Below are 16,855 nucleotides of genomic sequence, written 5' to 3'. Positions count from 1 at the left end.
GGTGCCGGTCCTTCTGTCGTGCTGGTCGTGCCGGTCGTGCCGTCGCCGGATCCGCCTAGGCGGGCGCGGCGAAGATCGCGTTGCACTCGCGCTGCAGGGCGACGTCGTCCCACATCGGGTGCTGGGGAGCGCCGTTCGAGCAGACGATCGATCCCCGGGCGCCGACCCGCCGCGACTCGCGCATCGCGAGCCGGCAGTACTCGGCGCCGATCGGCCCCTCCTCGAAGCGGCCCTCGAGCGGTGTGTAGCCGACCCAGCCCTCGCCGAAGACGAGCGGCACCCCGCGCAGGGCGGCGTGGTCGGCGGCGACGGCGATCCAGATCTTCAGCGTCGAGCGCATCTCGAGGTGGTGCGCCCCGTAGCGCTCGTACAGCCAGCGGTCGATCCGCTCGGCGTCGCCCCAGTCGTGCGCGTAGATCTCGCCCTTGCCGACGATCGTCGCGGTCAGCTTCCACTGGTCCTCGGGGGGCAGCGTCCACTCGGCGATGGGCGGGGCGCCCTCGAGCAGGAAGGTCTCGGCGGCGAGGTCCTGCTCGAACTCCCCGATCGGGCTGCGCAGCGCGAAGGCGGCGATGAACTCGTTCAGCACGCCGTAGATGTAGGGGTGCAGGACGAGCACGTCCGAGTTCCACGGGATCCCGCGCATCCCGCCGACGGGCACGTGCGCGTAGTTGACGGAGCACGGGACGCCGTCGGTCAGCTCGTGGAACCGGTCGATGCCGCGGGTGAGGCGCGGGGTGAGGGCGAGCGTCGCCGCGTCGAGGTCGGCGCGGTCGTAGTCGAGCCCCTCGGTGAGGTGCCCCGCCTGCACCTCGTTGTGCAGCTCGACGAAGGCGATCCGGTCGTCGAGGTCGTGCTCCGCGAGGAAGCCGACGAGCGCCGCCTGCGCCTCGGCGAGCCGCTCGGCGCGGTCCTCCGGCGGCACCGCCATCAGCGCGTCGAACCAGTCGCGCTCGAGCGCGAAGGAGGAGGACTGCTGGTACTCCCAGGACGAGACGATGACGAACACCCCGTGCCGCTTCGCCGCCGCGAACAGCGCGAGGAGGTGGGCGCGGCCGTCGATCACGGTCTGCTCGGCGACGTCGTACCAGCGCACCCGCTGCGCGTAGGAGCCGCCGAGCGGTCCGAGCCGGAGCTCCCGGGTGTCGAGACCGGACTCGAACAGCAGGAACGGCATCGCGCAGATCCGGATGGTGTTGTACCCCCGTTCCACGGCGCCAACGAAGGCCGCGTCGAGGTCCTCGAAGGGCTCGCCCGGTCCGGTGCGGACGTACCAGGAGAAGTCCCAGAGGGTGATGGTGAGGCGCTCGGGGAGGTGGTCCGCGAGCGGCACCGGCTGGTAGGGGGACGAGGGGTACTCCGCTGTGAGCATGGCGCCAGCCTAGGCACGCACCAAGCGCCGACCAATGAAGCGTTGGACGCCATTAGCTGGACGATTCTCTGCCCTGACCTACACTCGTCGGCATGCTGATCCCCGACGGCTTCCTCGGCCAGCGCCTGCATGTCCTGCCGAAACCGCGGGTCGCCGAGGCGCTCGCGGCCCCGATCACCGAGCGCCTGCTGGTGACCGATGCTGGACACTTCCCGCACGCCGCCGCTCACGGCCGCAGCCGCCCCGACGGCACGCGGGAGGCCGTGGTGATCCTCTGCACCGCAGGCCGGGGCTGGGTCTCGATCGCGGACTCGACCGTTCGCGTCGACCCCGGCGAGGTCGCCGTCATCGCCGCGGGCACCCCGCACCGGTACTGGGCCGACTTCGCCGACCCGTGGACGATCTGGTGGCTGCACGTCGCCGGCGCCGATGCCGCCGCCCTCATCTCGGCGGTCGTCCACGAGCGGACGTCCCCCGTCGTCACCGCGCGCGACGCCTTCTCGGCGAAGACACTGATCGAGCACGCCGTCGCCGCCCTCGAGCGCGACGAGACCGATTCGAGCCTCTACGCCGCGAGCGGCGCCGCCTGGAACCTCCTCGCCCAGCTCGCCTCCGACCGCACCCGCGGCACCCTCGAGTCGGGCGACCGGATCCGCATGGCCCAGGACCACCTCCGCGAGCACCTCGACTCCCCCACCAGCATCACCGAGCTCGCCACCCTCGCCGGAATGAGCACGTCGCACTTCTCCGCCCTCTTCAAGAAGGCCGCCGGCATGAGCGCCGTCGAGTACGTCAAGCGCCTGCGCAGCGCCCGCGCCCGCGAGCTCCTGATCACCACCGACGCCTCGATCGCCGACATCGCCCGCGCCGTCGGCTACTCCGACGCCTTCTACTTCTCCCGCCAGTTCCGCGCCATCAACGGCACGAGCCCCTCGGAGTACCGCGCCGAGTTCCACGGCGAAGCGTTGCGCTGAGCCCGGCCACCGAGCCGGTCCGGTCAGCGTGCGCACTCGACGGACGGCCCGCGGTACTCGGCCGATTCGAGGACTTCCACGTCGCCGAACCTCGCGACGACGCGATACCCGTCCGCCAGCGCGTGGTCGCGGATCGCGGTCGTCCGCAGGTCCAGTCCGCGCACCGACCCCGCATTCTCCTGAGTCAGGTCCAGGAGGACGAAGTCGGGCGGCCGGCTGAGGACGCCAGGCAGCGACACCCGGTTGCTCCGCGTCAGCAGCGGCACGAGCCGGTCGTCGGCCGCGACGCACGCGCTCGCCGGCACCCTCTCGACCGCAGCGACCTGATCTCTCCGATGCGGCGACCGCGTCCACGCCTCGCCGGTCACCATCCGCGCCAACGGGAAGGCCTCGTCGTCGTGGCACACGATCGTCCCGATCACCGGCACGGCGCAGACGACCGCGCCGACGACCAGCGCCACCCGAGCTCTCCCCACGGAGGACGGAAGACGCCGCAGGAGCCGCCCTCCGCCGTCGACAGCGCCCAGGACCAGCACGACCCAGACAGGCGCGTCGTAGTGGAATCCGCTCGTCCAGAGGGCCGGCCGGTCGGAGAGGAATCTCTCGGCCAGGACCGGCAGCGCGAGCAGCGACACCGGCGAGAGCAGCGGAAGCAGGAGGAGGGGTGAGAGCAGCCCCAGAAGCGTCATCGTCGTCACGATCGGCGTGAAGAGGAGCCCGATCGCGATCCACGGCCGCTCGAGCATCGTCCGGGCCACCTCGCCCCCGTCGGCTCCGAGCGCTCCGTAGTCCCAGTAGGCGTACCCGCGTCCGCCGATCGAGGGGATCACCACCCCGACGACGACCGCGAACGCCGCGGCCCCCGAACACGCCAGCAGCACCCCGACGATCCTCGGTCTCCTGGCCGCTCGCAGCAGGCCGAGGATCAGCACCACCGCCCCATGTCCTCCCGGATCAGGAGGAGGACCGCCGACGCGGCGACGAGCTGGCGATCGCTCCTGATGTCGAAGGCGTCGACCGCCCACGCGAGGACCGGCACCGCGAACGCGACCTCGTGGAAGTCGAAGTCGGCCAGCGACTGCAACGGCCGGCCGAGGAGATACCCGACGGCCAGCAGGCAGCTCGCCCCCACTCCCCCGCGCCGGCGGGCGACGCGCCAGACGAAGACGGAGGAGCCGGCGACCAGCGCGGCCTGCGCCACGAGCAGCACCCGCGCGTCGTCCCAGATCCAGTACAGCGGAGCGAGAACGACGAGGATCGGATGGAAATGGTCGCCGAGCAGGGTGAAGTCGTCGCCTTTCAGCGGCGCGAGCGGCGGACGGAACTGCGAGTACGCCCGCACCGCCTGGTCGAAGATGCCGAGGTCGTACCCCGCCGTGAGCAGCTGGTCGGCCCGGGAGATCGAGTAGACCAAAGACACCGCGAACGACAGAAGCGCGAGCGGGACGATCGGCGAGCGCAGCCACGCGAGACGCCCACCGCACATCGGCCGACTCCCGCCGCGCCCCCTCCAGCGCATCCGCACCTCCGCCGACGGCGGACGGCGCACCACTGACCGAGGAACCCGCTGTCTCTGCGAAGGACGATAGACGCGCTTCCCTCAGCACTGGGCGACTGGCGCACGACGCCGCCGCACCATGCCGGATGGTCCGTGGCTGCCCGAGCGCTGCGGACTCAGCCGAAGTGCCGATCGAGAGGTCCCGACGAAGGACCGGACGCTACCCGCGGAGAGAGAAAGCTTTGGTGCACCTATCTGCAACTAATCAAAAAAGATGGGAGCGCGCGCTGATGGCCGCCAGGACCGGAATTAACAGGGGTGACGAGCCGGAACCGGCCGTTCCCCCGGTTGGTGTGCAGGCCCTCCGCCAGCGCCAGGTGCGGCTGTCCGACGAGCAAAAGGCCAAGCTGGCGGCCGAGTACGTAGCCGGCGGGAACATCCGCCAGCTCGCTACGTCGTGGGGCGTGAGCCGCGAAGCGGTGCGCTCGGCCCTCAAGCAGCAGCACGTTCCGGTGCGTCAGGTTGTGCTGACTCCTCGGCAGCTGGCGGATGCTGCGGAGCTGAAGACACAGGGTTGGTCGTTGAACCAGCTTGGTGCGCTCTGCGGCGTCAATCCGAAGACGATGAAGGCGAGGCTCCTGGCGCGGGATCGTGAATCGGAGTAGAGACGACCGCTGCCTTGCTGTCGTCACGTACGTAGTCAGGCTGCTCCATCTTCCAGCGGACGTACACGAGCGAACTTCTTCTTGTCGATGCGCTGGGCGATGGGCCCGATCGTCACGTTGCTCGATGCTCCCAGCATGCTTCGCCTCAGGCTGCCTCGCCTCGGAGACGCTCCCGCTACCGCGAAGCGGATGTACCCGCTCGCGCGGAGACGGTCGCGTAACCGGAGGGGAAGTCCGATTGAAGAACGGCCACACCCTCACCTCGCCCATCGGCGCGCGGAGGCTCGGAGTGGAGCGGGCGGCAACACAGGAGCATCACGATCGCCCCGGCGGCACGAACGTCCCGACGACCCGCCACCTTCGCCGTCAGCGTCCCGTTTCGACGCACCCAGCTTTTTTATTCCTAAAACACTCGTATTTCCCAACGCAAAGTAGTACGGTTCTCGGAGGAGGTGTTCTATGTCTGTAGATCCGAGGATGGTCACCCTGGCCCGGGAGGCTCAGGGGTGGAACCAAACCCACCTCGCGCAACTCCTGGGCATCACTCAGGGATACCTGTCCAAAGTTGAGAACGGGAATGTCGAGGTGCCTAGCGACTTGCTCAACCGACTTGCCGACACGCTCGACTGCCCGCCAAGCCTCTTCTCCTTCAGCGGCGGCACTACAAACATCGAGGTCACCTGTCTGCACCATCGCAGGCGCGCCAGCACGATGTCCGCTCCAACAAAAAAGCGGATCGAGGCGCTCGCCAAACTCACCCGCATTTCGGTCGAGCAGTTAATGTCCGGACTGGAACTAGGCAATACCACTTCGATCAGCCGACCGAGCGAGGAAAGTACGAACCCAGTTGCCGCTGCCCGTAATGCGCGAAATTCCTTCGGGATTCCGCACGGGCCAATCAACAACGTGATTGAGATTGTAGAGCGCGCGGGAGTTTTAGTTGTCCACAGAGCGCTTGGCACAGCCGCGCAAGATGCGGTGAGCACCTGGCCAGCCAACGGCAGACCCATGATGCTCGTCAACTCGGGTCTTTCCCCTGACCGGCAACGATTCACCATTGCGCATGAGCTCGGCCACCTAATCATGCACGGCGCGCCCGGAGACGAGCAGGAGCACGAAGCCAATGTCTTTGCGAGCGAATTCTTGGCACCGGCAGATGATATTCGTGACGACCTTGCAGACCTTGGGCCTCGTGATATGGCGACACTCATGAAGCTAAAGAGTAAGTGGGGACTCTCAATTGCCGCATTGATTCGCCGATCACACGACTTAGATCAAATCGATGCGGCTACCTACCGTGGCTATCAAATTCAACTAAGCAAGCTCGGCTGGCGGACAAATGAGCCCGGCGCAGTTCCTGAGGAAGAGCCTAAACTTGTTGACCGCATCATCAGCACTCGCCAGCAGGTAGACAATCTCGATCTAGCCGAACTCGCCTCGATTGCATTGATGAAGAATGACGGATTTACGAAAGTATTTATGTCCTCTAACCACGTTTCCGCGAAGGTCACGGTGATTATCGATGCCTAGCCCCCTTGCCATTTTCGAGTCCGACCACAGTCGCCTCAGCACGGGACTATCGCTGCAGGCCAGCATTGACGAGACGGAGCTTGCGGCAAACATACACAAAGCATACGGATTCGACGTTGTACTTACGGCGTCGAGCGATCGTCGCCGGGACCCGACCAAGGACCTGCGCGAGGGAGCGCGGCGCTTCACCGATCTCACTGGCATGACTCCAGAACTCGACGCAAACCGATACGCAGGACCGAATCGGGACTTTGGAGGTGCACGCATCGATCGAGGCTGGTGCGAACTACAGGCTTCCCTCGGTGTGCCCATTGTTACCACTAACGCCGGCTTCCTCGAGACCGTCGACGATATCCGGGCTGCCATCGCTTCCGCGCAAGAACTGCAACACGTCATCGATGCTCCAATTCGCGCTACGATCTCGATTCCCGTGAGCTTACTCAAGACCGATGCAAACGCCGTCATCGATATCCTGGGCGGTAGCCCGTTGGAAGTAGGGCTGGCGCTCGGCCACGGCGCCGACCCCCTGGGTACAAAGTACGCAGTCGAGGCGGTCATGAAGATCGCGTCGCTTGGGAACGTTGCCTCACGGCGTATCGACCTGTCAGGAATCGGAGTTCTTGCACTCGGAGCACCCGGTGCGGCAATTGGCACCACGGCAACGCTCCGTCACGTCTACCCGATTAAAGCTGGCGGAGGCGCGACCTCACAGTACTGGTCAACCCTCGTGGAGAAGTCCCTTAGCTGGAGAACGCATGATCGCGTATTGGATGCTTCGTCAGTGTTCCGCGACGAGATATTCTGGACCTGCCTCTGCGACTACTGCTACGGGCGCCAAATATACAGCTCGATCCGAGACAAGTCAGCAGCAATTGCACATAATTACGCCGTGATTGCTCGAATTGCGGAGCGCGTCCTAAGTAGCCCCAACCCATTCACAACCTGGGTCGAGATGTGTCGCCACGCGCAGACGTATGCGTACGAAGTCGAGGCGGAAAGCGGCCCAGCTTGGGCTCCCCAAGACTTCCTAGGCGCATGGGTTGCGAGCCAAGCCAGTCGTGTAGGTCACTGATGCTTGGCTAGTGTTCGAAGCTGCCGCTCCCGCTGCTCGCGCCACCACGGCACCATTCGTGATTTGGTAGGAATTCCCTCCGACTCGATCAAGTGCTCCACGCTACTATCTGCCCCTGCTTGTGACACTCCGATTCCGCGAAGGTCTAGTTCCGCAAGATCAAAAAACTGTCTGCGGTACCCGGGTGACAACAACACAATGCAATGTCCATAAGCACGTAGCTGCAAGAGGTCAGCTAGAGCCCTTCGAGGCGGCGAGACGCTCACAAGGACGACATCAAGTTGGCCGGCTCCGTCTTTGAGTTGAGAACTCTCTAGAACCGGGAAGATGAGACTTCCGGACAGTCGCGTGAGCGGAAGGACAACGGGTGTCGTCGCTAGAGGTGCGGCCGCGGCGGCAACGGCGGAGGCTAGCAGCGAGCTGCCGCTCCAGTAGTCATCGACATACTTGGGCGTACGTACTCTTGCAAGCGTCGGAAACGACACGACTCTCACCTTCCCGCGTGGATCCCCACACCCTACAGGCTGGTCTCTCCAATGGACAGACGGGACGCAGGTCGGGCGTGTTCAGCACGAACAAGCCCAAGCTACCCGTTCGTTGTCAGCTCGAGGCCTGCGGGCCCTGCTCAGCAGCGAAGTCGCAATGCTCCAAGCCTAGGCTTTCGACCCAGACGGCTTATCGTCCTTCCGAGCATTGATTGCTACAATCTCATCAAGCACCGGGAGTTCGAGGCGCGTCAGAACACGCTTGACTTTGTCTTGCTCCGCAGCCGTGTAGCAAATGATGACCGTGACGGCTTGTACTGTCTCATTAGCTTTCTTGTAAATATCTACTTGCTTCTCAAGGTTGCGCTCGAGGTGAGAATTGCTTGCCAGCTTGATTTCAATCAGCGTTGCATCTCTGCCACGACTAACCTTGAAGTCTACCGGCCCCCTGCCGTTGTTGACTTCCCGGTTCACATCAAACTCTGATGCCTGAAGAGTGAGAAAGATCAATCGCTGAACTTCCTTTTCCGAGGCTAATCCGTTAGCGCGATTAAGTTCCAAGTACCCGTCTTTGTCTTCAACCCATTTCTTGAAGACCAAAACGCGATACTTCGCTTCCGCTATCGATGTCAGACGGGGTCGCTGCTGCATCTCTGGCGTTGACCAGAAAGCCTTAACGAGCTCACTCAGGCTTCCAACGAAGATCTCTCGCAGAAGCGCCAACTCCTCTTCGCTGATAGAGGAGGCGCCGCTTTCGTCCGCTTCTTTTAGCGCAATGTAGACGTCGAGGAGGGACGGAAACCGCATAAATGTTCGCTGCCGGGCGGCGGCCTCGACCTTCGCGCTCGGGTTTTTCCCCAATGAACTTTCGAAGTACCTATTAACCTGGTCGCGCAATATGTCATCGTCCACCGCGGCTACAATCTGCGGGTACCGACGCACCATATCGCTATAATTAATCCAGGTTTCGTCATGAACCAGGAGATTTGCAGGTGTCAAAAGTACGTAGTCATCATTGAACATCGGAAGGTACCGGACTTCGGTAACCCAGGTCTGGGTGTCGAAATTAAATCTTATTCTCCTAACCCCGACCTCACGACACGACGCCGGATCCAAAAACTGCTTAGCAAACTTTTCAGTGTAGTCTACTAAGTAGTGCTTAATTAGGTTGGTGGCGAAGTCGCTAATGTTGTCCTTGCCGACACGCGGACGCAAGAGTGCCACCTTTTCCAAGTGATTACTTCGGGTAGCTGCAGCCTCTCCCTCGACGCCAACTATACGGGGGATCGATTCGTTCAGCGCATTAGCAAAAAGGGGCCCCAAGCCCTCGGCCCTCATTGCCGAGCTTACAATAGCCGAACCAATTCTGCTTGACCTCCTGAAATCGAAACAGATCTTTGATCGTGGCTTGGGAGAGCCCTGGCCCTGCCACAGTCCGTAGATACCTGAGATATCTGAGAATCTCGTCATGCAATGCTTGGTATTCACGCCGCTCGCTATTGAACAGCAAAAATGGATCCACGAACAAGGGAACATCCGCAAGCAGATTCAAGTCAAACGCGCCGTATCGCTCGACTGCGACTCTCGAAACGCCAAAATAGTCGCTGAAGAAGATCGGAGGAACATCCATGAGAAGACCCGTCGTTTCGTCGTTTCCACGTTGAGTTTTCGAGCTTAGCACTGTCGCCGAATGGGCCCAGATTTGGCTTCGCTTCAGATGGCGACATGATGCTGCTCGTCTCGCCAGAGCACCCTGTCCCACCATGATTTGGGATCGACACCTCTGCACGCTACGGCACCGCCGTCTGGCACGTGGCGCCGCCGAACGCCGCGAGGAGATACTTGGGTCACAGCGGCGGGCCGCGAGCACGGTCTGCTGGCTAAAGTGAGCGAGTGTCCAGCGTCAGATTGAGGGGGTAGTCGTAGATGCCCACTCCTCTGGAAGCTGTCGTCCGTGAACTGGTTTCACCACCGCAACCGGGTCTCGGCGTCTGTAGCATCGGTCGGAGCGTCAGCTACGAGCCCGCCGATGAGCACTGCGAGAACTGCCGCGATAACGAGAGGGTGCTCGGACCGTCAACTCCACTTACGGCAATCAGCTTGTACATCCGCGAGAGCAAGCTCCGGAATTGGCTCACCTACTACAAGGACAGCAGAGACGACAGCCACGGCGGGGAACACTTTGCGGATCAAGAGGCATCGTAAACGATCGGCCTGGTTCTCGACCAGTTCTTTCGCCATAGAGGCAACCAGCTTCTGACCGAGGCTGGTGTTGACGCGATCGTGGTAGTGCCATCGACCGTAAGGCCTCCGCCGCACCCGCTCGGAGTTGTGCTCCGGGTCGCCAGTTTGTCGAGCGTGGAGATCAGCCGCCCCCTGATACGAACAGGCCCTGAGGTCAGGCATCGTTTCGCCAACCGGAATGCCTTCGAGACGACCGAAGACGTCTCAGGCCGCCATCTTCTTCTTCTAGACGACGTGTACACCACCGGGTCGTATGCTCAGAGCGCCTCCAATGCACTCCGGGCGGCCGGCGCTGAGGTAACGTCTCTGGTGGCGATTGGCCGTGGCGTCAATCCCGAATACAGCGAAGAAGCACGATTTCTTTGGGAGAGACAGCAGGAGTTGCACGACACCTGGAACTGATTCACTTTGCGAAGAGTGTGTACGACAGCAAGGATCTTGCGGCGTCGACGGCGTGCGGAACCGACGGGTCGTTGAGGCGAGCCCATAGAACTTCCGCATCAGGGGCCTCCAGGCCAAGTGCCGCCGGAGTAGACGACGTCCACAGACTCAACGCTGCGGGCCCCGACATTGCGACCCGACGCTGGAGGCGGGGGGCGCGGTCTACCGAAGCGAGCCGGATCGACCTCAGCCCACTGATCTGCGTAAGCGTGCTGATGAGCACGTCGACGAAGTCGTTCGAATCTCGCATCATGGCCTCCCCATTATCGCGACCCACCCGCCGTATCTCTGCCCACCGGACCGGGGTCGAACTGAAGGTAGCTCCGACCTCCGACATCGAGTGGCCTGCTGACACGGGTCAGGCGGCCCCGCTCAACACGCGCCTCGCCCCAACTTCAACCGTGGGGCGCGAGGCGATTGTGAAGCTCGATCTGCTGACCACGTCCGAAGAGCCGTTGCTCTCGATCAGGTTCGCCGTCCCAAATCGAAGTTCATCGTGAGGACGGACGATGGGCCCCGCGCGCGCCCTATGGCCCGAGCGCGGCATCGGTTTCGAAGGCGGCACGGTGTCCGCTTCAACCCGCCCTCAGCTCCAAGCGGCGCTGGCCGCGGGGATACTCGTGCGCCCGGCCACCACGATGCCTGCCTCTGCTCTTTATGCGGCAGCAGCTAGGAGAGTGATGCAGGAAGTAGCGGGCCTGTCCCCGGAGGACGACACATTGGGGAAACTTTCGCTCTGATGAGCGATTCAGTCAAAGCCGATTTCTATCGTCTTGTTCTCACGGCGCACAAAGCGTCTACCCTGAACCGAATACCGAATTTCGACCGTCTGCCAGAGAACCTTGTTGAGATGTTCCCCTGCTTGGTCGCTCCGTTTAAACGCCTCGCCCAACGGTACGTTGTGCCAGTGGAAAGGTTCTCTTCCCTCCAAGAGCACATCGCCAACCTGTTCGTGGCAAACGCCTGCAATCCATAGTTCAACGTCGAACACAGGGTCTCTTTGCATATTTAACGCCGTTACGGTGCACCGGTCCCATCGATCACCGTCGCCGCGTTCCGCGCGCTTCCGAACACGGAACTGGACAGCTGCCGATCGCGCGGCTTGCGCCGCCGTCCGATCCGCCGCCGTTTCCACCACTTTATCCCGCCGCAACGTATAGATTCCCGCAACCAACGCTACAAAGATCGCCGCAACGGCGGCTACAAAGCCCCAGGTTGTATCCCAAGACCAGCTTGCTGTTGCGAAACGCAGGCCGAGACGGTCGACCGCGAGGAGCGTACCCACCGCGCCGAGGAGGAGTCCTGTTAACAGCCCGCCGATGAACCATGCGGTCAACGCTGTTCTTCGCGTCGGCAACCCCATCACGGCCACAGTCTGGCACGAAATCTTCAGCGACATATGGTTCGCGCTCGGCCGCTCGACAGGTCAGATCGCATTCCTCGCCGGCCTCGGCCGTATCACGGCGGAAGCACTCCGGCCCGTCCAGAATGCAATCTTGCCTCGCCGACGGTCATGCGAGGGTTGCACCTCCCTACCGACGATGGCCTACTGCTAAGCCACTGGACGTCGGACTACCTCAGGGCACGTCGCCTCTGAACCGAAGCGCTGCATCCCCGTCTCGGTGACCCGCCTCCAGGCCGGGCCCCAGTGGGTTATTTCGCAGCCGAGCCTTTTGTGTCCTAGGTCAGCGGCAGAGTCCATGGCAACGACGGGGGGGTGATGAACATGGCAAAGGGAGACATCAGCACCTACAACGAGGACGGCACCTGGAAGACGACGGTCCAGGGCAGCTCGCGCGCAGCCCACACCGCCGGCACCAAGGCGGAGCAGCAGGCGGTTGGACGCGACATGGCGAAGGACCGCGGGGTTGAGCACACGGCGCGCAACCTCGACGGCACCATCGGTACGAAGAACTCGTACGGCAAGGATCCGCACCCTTCGAAGGGCTAGGCCCAGTCGACTGCCGATTCGAAGGACCGACCGTGTAACCGCGCGCTGCCGGCCTCGGCTTGGGCCAGGGCGAGCAGCGTCGTTCTGCGATCTGTCCGCGATGAAGGCGAGAGAACCGGCTGCTTGCGGAGGATAGGCTCGCGACAGTTCAAGCTAGAAGCGGGCATGGGTTGATTCCGCCCATACTGCGACTACGGGGACAAGTCAGTGAACACGAGCCTGGCTTACTCGAAGCCATCCTTCACGGAGTCGGCACGCGTTCCCCGCCGGCTCACATCATCTGCGTGACGGCCGTCGGCCACTCGGCGTGAAACGACGGCCGACGTCGATCTGCTTAGCGTTTCTGAGGAACCGCTCCTCTCGATCGAGGACATGGAGCAGGTTGAGGTCGAGGGAATGTCAGAAACGAGCTCGTGGAACTCGTCACGATCCGATGTGCAAGCGAAGCGCTGGACCGGGCCGCTCGGGATGACCGAATACTCCCAGGTGACCGTTACAGCGAAATGAGGAAGAGCGACGGCGTTCCTCGCATCCACAGACGAGAGCCGAATGCGCACATCCACGTCATACCAGCGCTCGGGAGCGCGTACCACGGTGTCGCGGAGATCGGCGTAGATCTCCCGTGCGAAGGCTGGGTCCCCCGAGGCGGTGGGCCAAGGGCATTGGTGGCAAGGTCGTCCAGAAGAGCTGGCGTAGCTACGCGGCGAAGATCGTCCGGGCTGGAAGCAAATCCCCGAACCACCGCATCCGTGAAGTCAGGTGCTGAGTCGGCTAAGAGCCGACGAACCCGGGCGTCGTCGCGAGCATCCTTATCGCGCTGCGTCCAGAAGTCGATCGCCACACCGATGAGCCCGGAGACCAGAAAGGCGTCGGCTAATCCGTCGAGCACCGCGATAACGATGTGGCCAACGAACCGCCCTTCCTCAAGCCAGTCTGCGAGTGCCATGATTCCTACGCCAGCACAGCCAGTGAATGTCGCCACAATGACGACCTTGTACTTATATATTTGGCGCAGTAAAATGAAAGACATTGGAGTGATTCAGTATGGCCCATTCTTTGACAAATTTAAATGACCCGGCAAACCCTCCTCCCTGGCGCCGCCTACCAACGCTGCTTAAGTCGACAATCTGACTTAGCTGTCAAAAATTCGTCTGACCCGGCGCCCCAACTTGTGCTAGAATCCGCCCAAGAAGATTGGGGGAACCGATGTCAGATGGCGAAGCCACACCTGAAGATCAGAAACCGGAAGGCCAAGGCGAAAAAAATGTCGAGAAGAAGAAAAATTCAAAACAGAATACTTCTAACAGAATCGATTGGTTAAAAAACCAGATTCCACGCTGGGGAAAGCAGTGATGGAGAAACTATGACACAAATCGATGGTCAGGTGAATCTGACGGAAGCTGACGCAAAGCTGCTGTTGGCGTATTTCAATTCGGAGAGCAACGAAGCTTCTGCTCGTACCAGCTCCCTAGACACCCGTTCGACTGCCATGATTACCGCGAACTTGGCTCTTGTGACAATCTACTTCGCCGCCAGAACACAGCTTGGCATCTCAATAGACACCATCTTTGCCGGAGTGGCAAGTATGCTGAACGTACTCGTCATCGCTTCAACTGCTCTTGTTCTCATTTCGCTATTTAGCTCGGTTGTCGCCCTATTTCCGAGACGCCCGAGGATACTTTCGAACTACTCAGAAATGGTTTTCGATCTTCAGACCGTCGATCGCAGGGCGCAAATGTCGGACAATGAAGTCGAGACAACTCTGGTACTGATGCGTGGCCGCCAACTAGACCGTGTTTTGCAGATAAACCGCCAGAAATCGATTGCAATGCTGGTGTGCGTGACCGCAACAGCCCTAGCAATCGGGCTATTTGCTGTTACCCTCGCGGTCTCCGCCTTCGCCCAACACTCATAGCCCTACGCTTGCGCGTTTCATCTCGTTTGCAACGTTCTCGGACACATGGGCCGGTTCCGCGTGCTGACTCGGCCGGCCAGTTGTGTATGCCCGTTCGTCGGTCAACAGCCACCCACTCCACGCATCGTCATTCACCGAGTCGTCCTCCCGTACAAGGGAGAGGTCTTCGAAATAGACACCGTCGGTGACGTAAACTGCATGTCCCTCGTCCCCCTCAAATACGAGGGAATCTTGTTCGTCATCTTCCAGACTCTCTCCTCCCAGCGAATCCTCAACAGCTCGCACCGCTGCAGCTCCGGGTACAAAGGCCATGCCTGGAAGATGCATGAAGAGCGGACCAGAATAGACCGTACCGCCTGAGGCGTCGGGGCCGCTCGTCGCGTCGATTAGAACAGTTGCAATGACAGATCGCGACTCTCCCGAGTTGCGAAGATCTCGATCCAATGCCTCGATGACCCAAACAAATCGCGGCAGTTGAATGACGCTTAGCGCATCTATCAATGTCTCGTCCGTGATTCTATTTGCGAAGGACGACTTGAACTGCGCCCCGGTTGTGACGTAGGTTTTTGCCGCAAATCGTCCACCCGCTATTCTATTTGTACCATCCGCAAATGAAAGCAGACGCTCGCGAGAATGGGGTGGAAGCAACTCTGCTGGAGACCTAAGTAGTTCTCTAGCTCGAGCTTCTGCATGATATCGAAGCCAGTACGTACCGAGACGCTCCGCACCAGATCCTGGGAGCCATACGGACCGAGGCAGCGGCACGATCAAAGTGTGTCGATCACCCTCTATCGGCAAGAATGAAGTGGGCCTCGCCGGGCTCGAGCGGTTTCCTATCGCCGCGCCATCCGTCAACTTGGCATCGCTTTGGCGTCCTCGTTCCAAGTCTTCGATACCCACGATCTCGAAAGGTCCCTGACGGTCGTCCGCACAGGTGAAGGCGACAACCTCAAAGTCGTTCGATTCCGCAGGACCGGACGGGGTATCGGGTAACACCTCAGCAGCTACTTCTGATGCTTCTACCGAACCAGACTCAATATCTCGCTTTCGAAGATAGCCGTTCACCACGAAGGTGTGCTCGTGATAGTCCGAAGCCATTATAACGGGGATTGCAGAGTTTACGTATCGACAAACATTTGCTGCGAGATTAGCTCGAAACCAAACCGCGTCAATTCGAGCCTTACGATCATCGTCATCTTCGTCGGGCAACTCGACATTGAGTTGACGAGCCAGGTCGGGGCGGTCCGCCCAAGTTAGGTCCCGTGGCTCCCGAAGTGAGTCGTAGTCCAGCACTTCGGGAGGAAGATCCATCTCACGAAGAATTCCGCTAAGGAGCGTCGCGTTCAGCCCTGCAGAAGGGTAGGGCCGACCCATCATTTCTCGCTTATCGCCCGCCGAATGAAAACGAGCGCTCGGCTGTCGGACAACGTATCCGCGCAGGGTGAGTGTGTAATGACATATCCATGCACTGACGTGGGCACATCGAAGAAGTCGCCCGTCCTGCTCCATAAATGGCACTCCAGACGCACGAAGAAATACTCCGAACAGCTGAACAGACTCGCTGACCGTAACCAGGACTCGGTCAGCAAGCCTGAAGTGCCCGTGAGGATGTTGAAGCGACGACTCAACTGAGTTAGTGGGTATCACCGAACGGCCAATTTGCGCCGGTTCGGTTGGACGCACGGTGACATAACCCAAGTAGGAATTCTGAAGCTGGACAACTGCGTCGTAGAGGCTTCTCGGCTCGCCGTCAAAAGAACGTGAAAAGAAGTGAACTCTGGTCGTGTCAGGAGTCGTCCATTCGAACGAGCTATGCTGGATTTGTGTTACTTCACTGCGAAAGTCGATATCGAAGTATTCGTATTCGACTACGACGCATTTTGCGTCTTTCGCGAACGACTCCATAATAGATCTCGCTGGCCCTAAATCCTCAGAAAAGGACCACTTTTCTAGTAGGTGAGGGACGGGCTGATCACACAGATCGTATATGATGCCGGCAAAAGCTTCGATCGCCTTTACACGCCCGAGGCACACTATTCCTTCAGTCCCTTGTCTTTGTTCAGAGCCCTAGCGTTGAGCGTCGACAGCGAGTTCGTGCCATATGGTTTTCCGTTCTCACCGTACGTTTTGAGATGCCGGCCCGGCTGCGTTCTTAGGTAGCTCGAATCAACGCGCTTCCGTCTCATCTCCTCGAGAGTGCCGACTTCAGGCGTCTTAATGTCGGGAATCAAACGAATGCGTCCATCGCCGTTTTGCACCTTTAAGCCACGCATCCGCAAAATACGCCGCGCAAGTTCCCGGTTTCGCTTCCCGTTCTCTCGCTGAGGAACCATTTCAGTCCCACCTCGAATCGGAAGCGAAACATCCGGGGGCGGCAAATCTTGATCGTGCCCGAGCGGCCGTGCGTGTTTTGGCGAAGAATTTATTGGAGACTAGTGGTCGTTGTTGCGTGAATCCATATTGACCAGTAAATAGAAAAACAATATCTGAGTCAATATTGAACACGTGCTTCCAATCTGCCGGTGGTCCCCCGCGACACATAACTATCAGGTAACAGTTCTTTCGCTACATGAAGCAAACCGCGGACGCCAGCGTTTTGACACCCCCAGAACAGGGCACGTCGACCACGTATGTGCCCCTCGTGAGACCGATCACGGGACGCAAGCTTCTAAGGTTCTGTCTTCAGCAGGAGTCGTAGCGCTACGCCG

Annotated in this window: 12 protein-coding genes and 1 pseudogene; 8 read left to right on the top strand and 5 right to left on the bottom strand. The window is 60.9% G+C overall.

Features of this window, described 5'->3' with window-relative positions:
• Window positions 1-55: 55 nt before the first annotated feature.
• Window positions 56-1,372, bottom strand: coding sequence for a cellulase-like family protein (locus EDF17_RS03525; protein WP_123445190.1), 1,317 nt, complete (start codon window positions 1,370-1,372; stop codon window positions 56-58).
• A 92-nt stretch (window positions 1,373-1,464) separates the two neighbouring features.
• Here EDF17_RS03525 and EDF17_RS03520 point away from each other — a divergent pair, with 92 nt between their 5' ends.
• Complete coding sequence (locus tag EDF17_RS03520; RefSeq protein WP_243732774.1) at window positions 1,465-2,346, top strand: AraC family transcriptional regulator; 882 nt, start codon at window positions 1,465-1,467, stop codon at window positions 2,344-2,346.
• A 23-nt stretch (window positions 2,347-2,369) separates the two neighbouring features.
• Here EDF17_RS03520 and EDF17_RS20530 read toward each other — a convergent pair.
• Window positions 2,370-3,832, bottom strand: a pseudogene (locus EDF17_RS20530) (DUF2079 domain-containing protein).
• 302 nt (window positions 3,833-4,134) lie between these two features.
• Here EDF17_RS20530 and EDF17_RS03505 point away from each other — a divergent pair.
• From EDF17_RS03505 to EDF17_RS03495, 3 genes are all read left to right on the top strand, one after another.
• Window positions 4,135-4,509 carry a hypothetical protein gene (locus tag EDF17_RS03505; RefSeq protein ID WP_133671868.1) on the top strand — a complete coding sequence of 125 codons (375 nt, stop codon included), beginning with the start codon at window positions 4,135-4,137 and terminating at the stop codon, window positions 4,507-4,509.
• A 459-nt stretch (window positions 4,510-4,968) separates the two neighbouring features.
• The gene (locus EDF17_RS03500) at window positions 4,969-6,039 is read left to right on the top strand and encodes an ImmA/IrrE family metallo-endopeptidase (RefSeq protein WP_123445186.1); all 1,071 of its coding nucleotides are present in this window, start codon (window positions 4,969-4,971) and stop codon (window positions 6,037-6,039) included.
• Window positions 6,032-7,111: a hypothetical protein gene (locus tag EDF17_RS03495; protein WP_133671866.1), complete on the top strand. Its 1,080-nt coding sequence runs from the start codon at window positions 6,032-6,034 to the stop codon at window positions 7,109-7,111. The genes EDF17_RS03500 and EDF17_RS03495 overlap by 8 nt, the downstream gene beginning before the upstream one ends.
• Before the next feature lie 653 nt (window positions 7,112-7,764).
• On the opposite strand, the gene EDF17_RS03490 is transcribed toward EDF17_RS03495, so the two are convergent.
• Window positions 7,765-9,066, bottom strand: a complete 1,302-nt coding sequence (locus EDF17_RS03490; protein WP_133671864.1) for a hypothetical protein — start codon at window positions 9,064-9,066, stop codon at window positions 7,765-7,767.
• Between the two features lie 888 nt (window positions 9,067-9,954).
• Here EDF17_RS03490 and EDF17_RS03485 point away from each other — a divergent pair.
• Window positions 9,955-10,242 (top strand): hypothetical protein, encoded by a 288-nt coding sequence (locus EDF17_RS03485; RefSeq protein ID WP_133671862.1) that lies wholly within the window; start codon window positions 9,955-9,957, stop codon window positions 10,240-10,242.
• A 787-nt stretch (window positions 10,243-11,029) separates the two neighbouring features.
• Here the strand turns inward: EDF17_RS03485 and EDF17_RS03480 are convergent.
• On the bottom strand, window positions 11,030-11,617 hold the full coding sequence (locus EDF17_RS03480; protein ID WP_133671861.1) for a hypothetical protein: 588 nt from the start codon (window positions 11,615-11,617) through the stop codon (window positions 11,030-11,032).
• 390 nt (window positions 11,618-12,007) lie between these two features.
• On the opposite strand from EDF17_RS03480, the gene EDF17_RS03475 reads away from it, so the two are divergent.
• The 3 genes from EDF17_RS03475 (at window position 12,008) to EDF17_RS03470 (ending at window position 14,147) form a co-directional block, all read left to right on the top strand.
• Window positions 12,008-12,232: a DUF2188 domain-containing protein gene (locus tag EDF17_RS03475; RefSeq protein WP_123445380.1), complete on the top strand. Its 225-nt coding sequence runs from the start codon at window positions 12,008-12,010 to the stop codon at window positions 12,230-12,232.
• A gap of 1,206 nt (window positions 12,233-13,438) precedes the next feature.
• Entirely contained in the window at window positions 13,439-13,585 is a 147-nt protein-coding gene (locus tag EDF17_RS19735) for a hypothetical protein (protein WP_166649588.1), read from the top strand.
• A gap of 10 nt (window positions 13,586-13,595) precedes the next feature.
• Window positions 13,596-14,147, top strand: coding sequence for a hypothetical protein (locus EDF17_RS03470; RefSeq protein WP_133671859.1), 552 nt, complete (start codon window positions 13,596-13,598; stop codon window positions 14,145-14,147).
• Here the strand turns inward: EDF17_RS03470 and EDF17_RS03465 are convergent.
• A complete protein-coding gene (locus EDF17_RS03465) occupies window positions 14,142-16,052 on the bottom strand; it encodes a hypothetical protein (protein ID WP_133671857.1) in 1,911 nt (636 codons plus the stop codon). The two genes, EDF17_RS03470 and EDF17_RS03465, sit on opposite strands and share 6 nt — an antisense overlap.
• Between the last annotated feature and the right edge of the window lie 803 nt (window positions 16,053-16,855).

Source organism: Rathayibacter sp. PhB1 (genome assembly GCF_004362935.1).
In the GTDB taxonomy this organism is placed as follows: Bacteria; Actinomycetota; Actinomycetes; order Actinomycetales; family Microbacteriaceae; genus Rathayibacter; species Rathayibacter festucae.
This window is presented reverse-complemented; position numbering and strand designations above follow the sequence as displayed.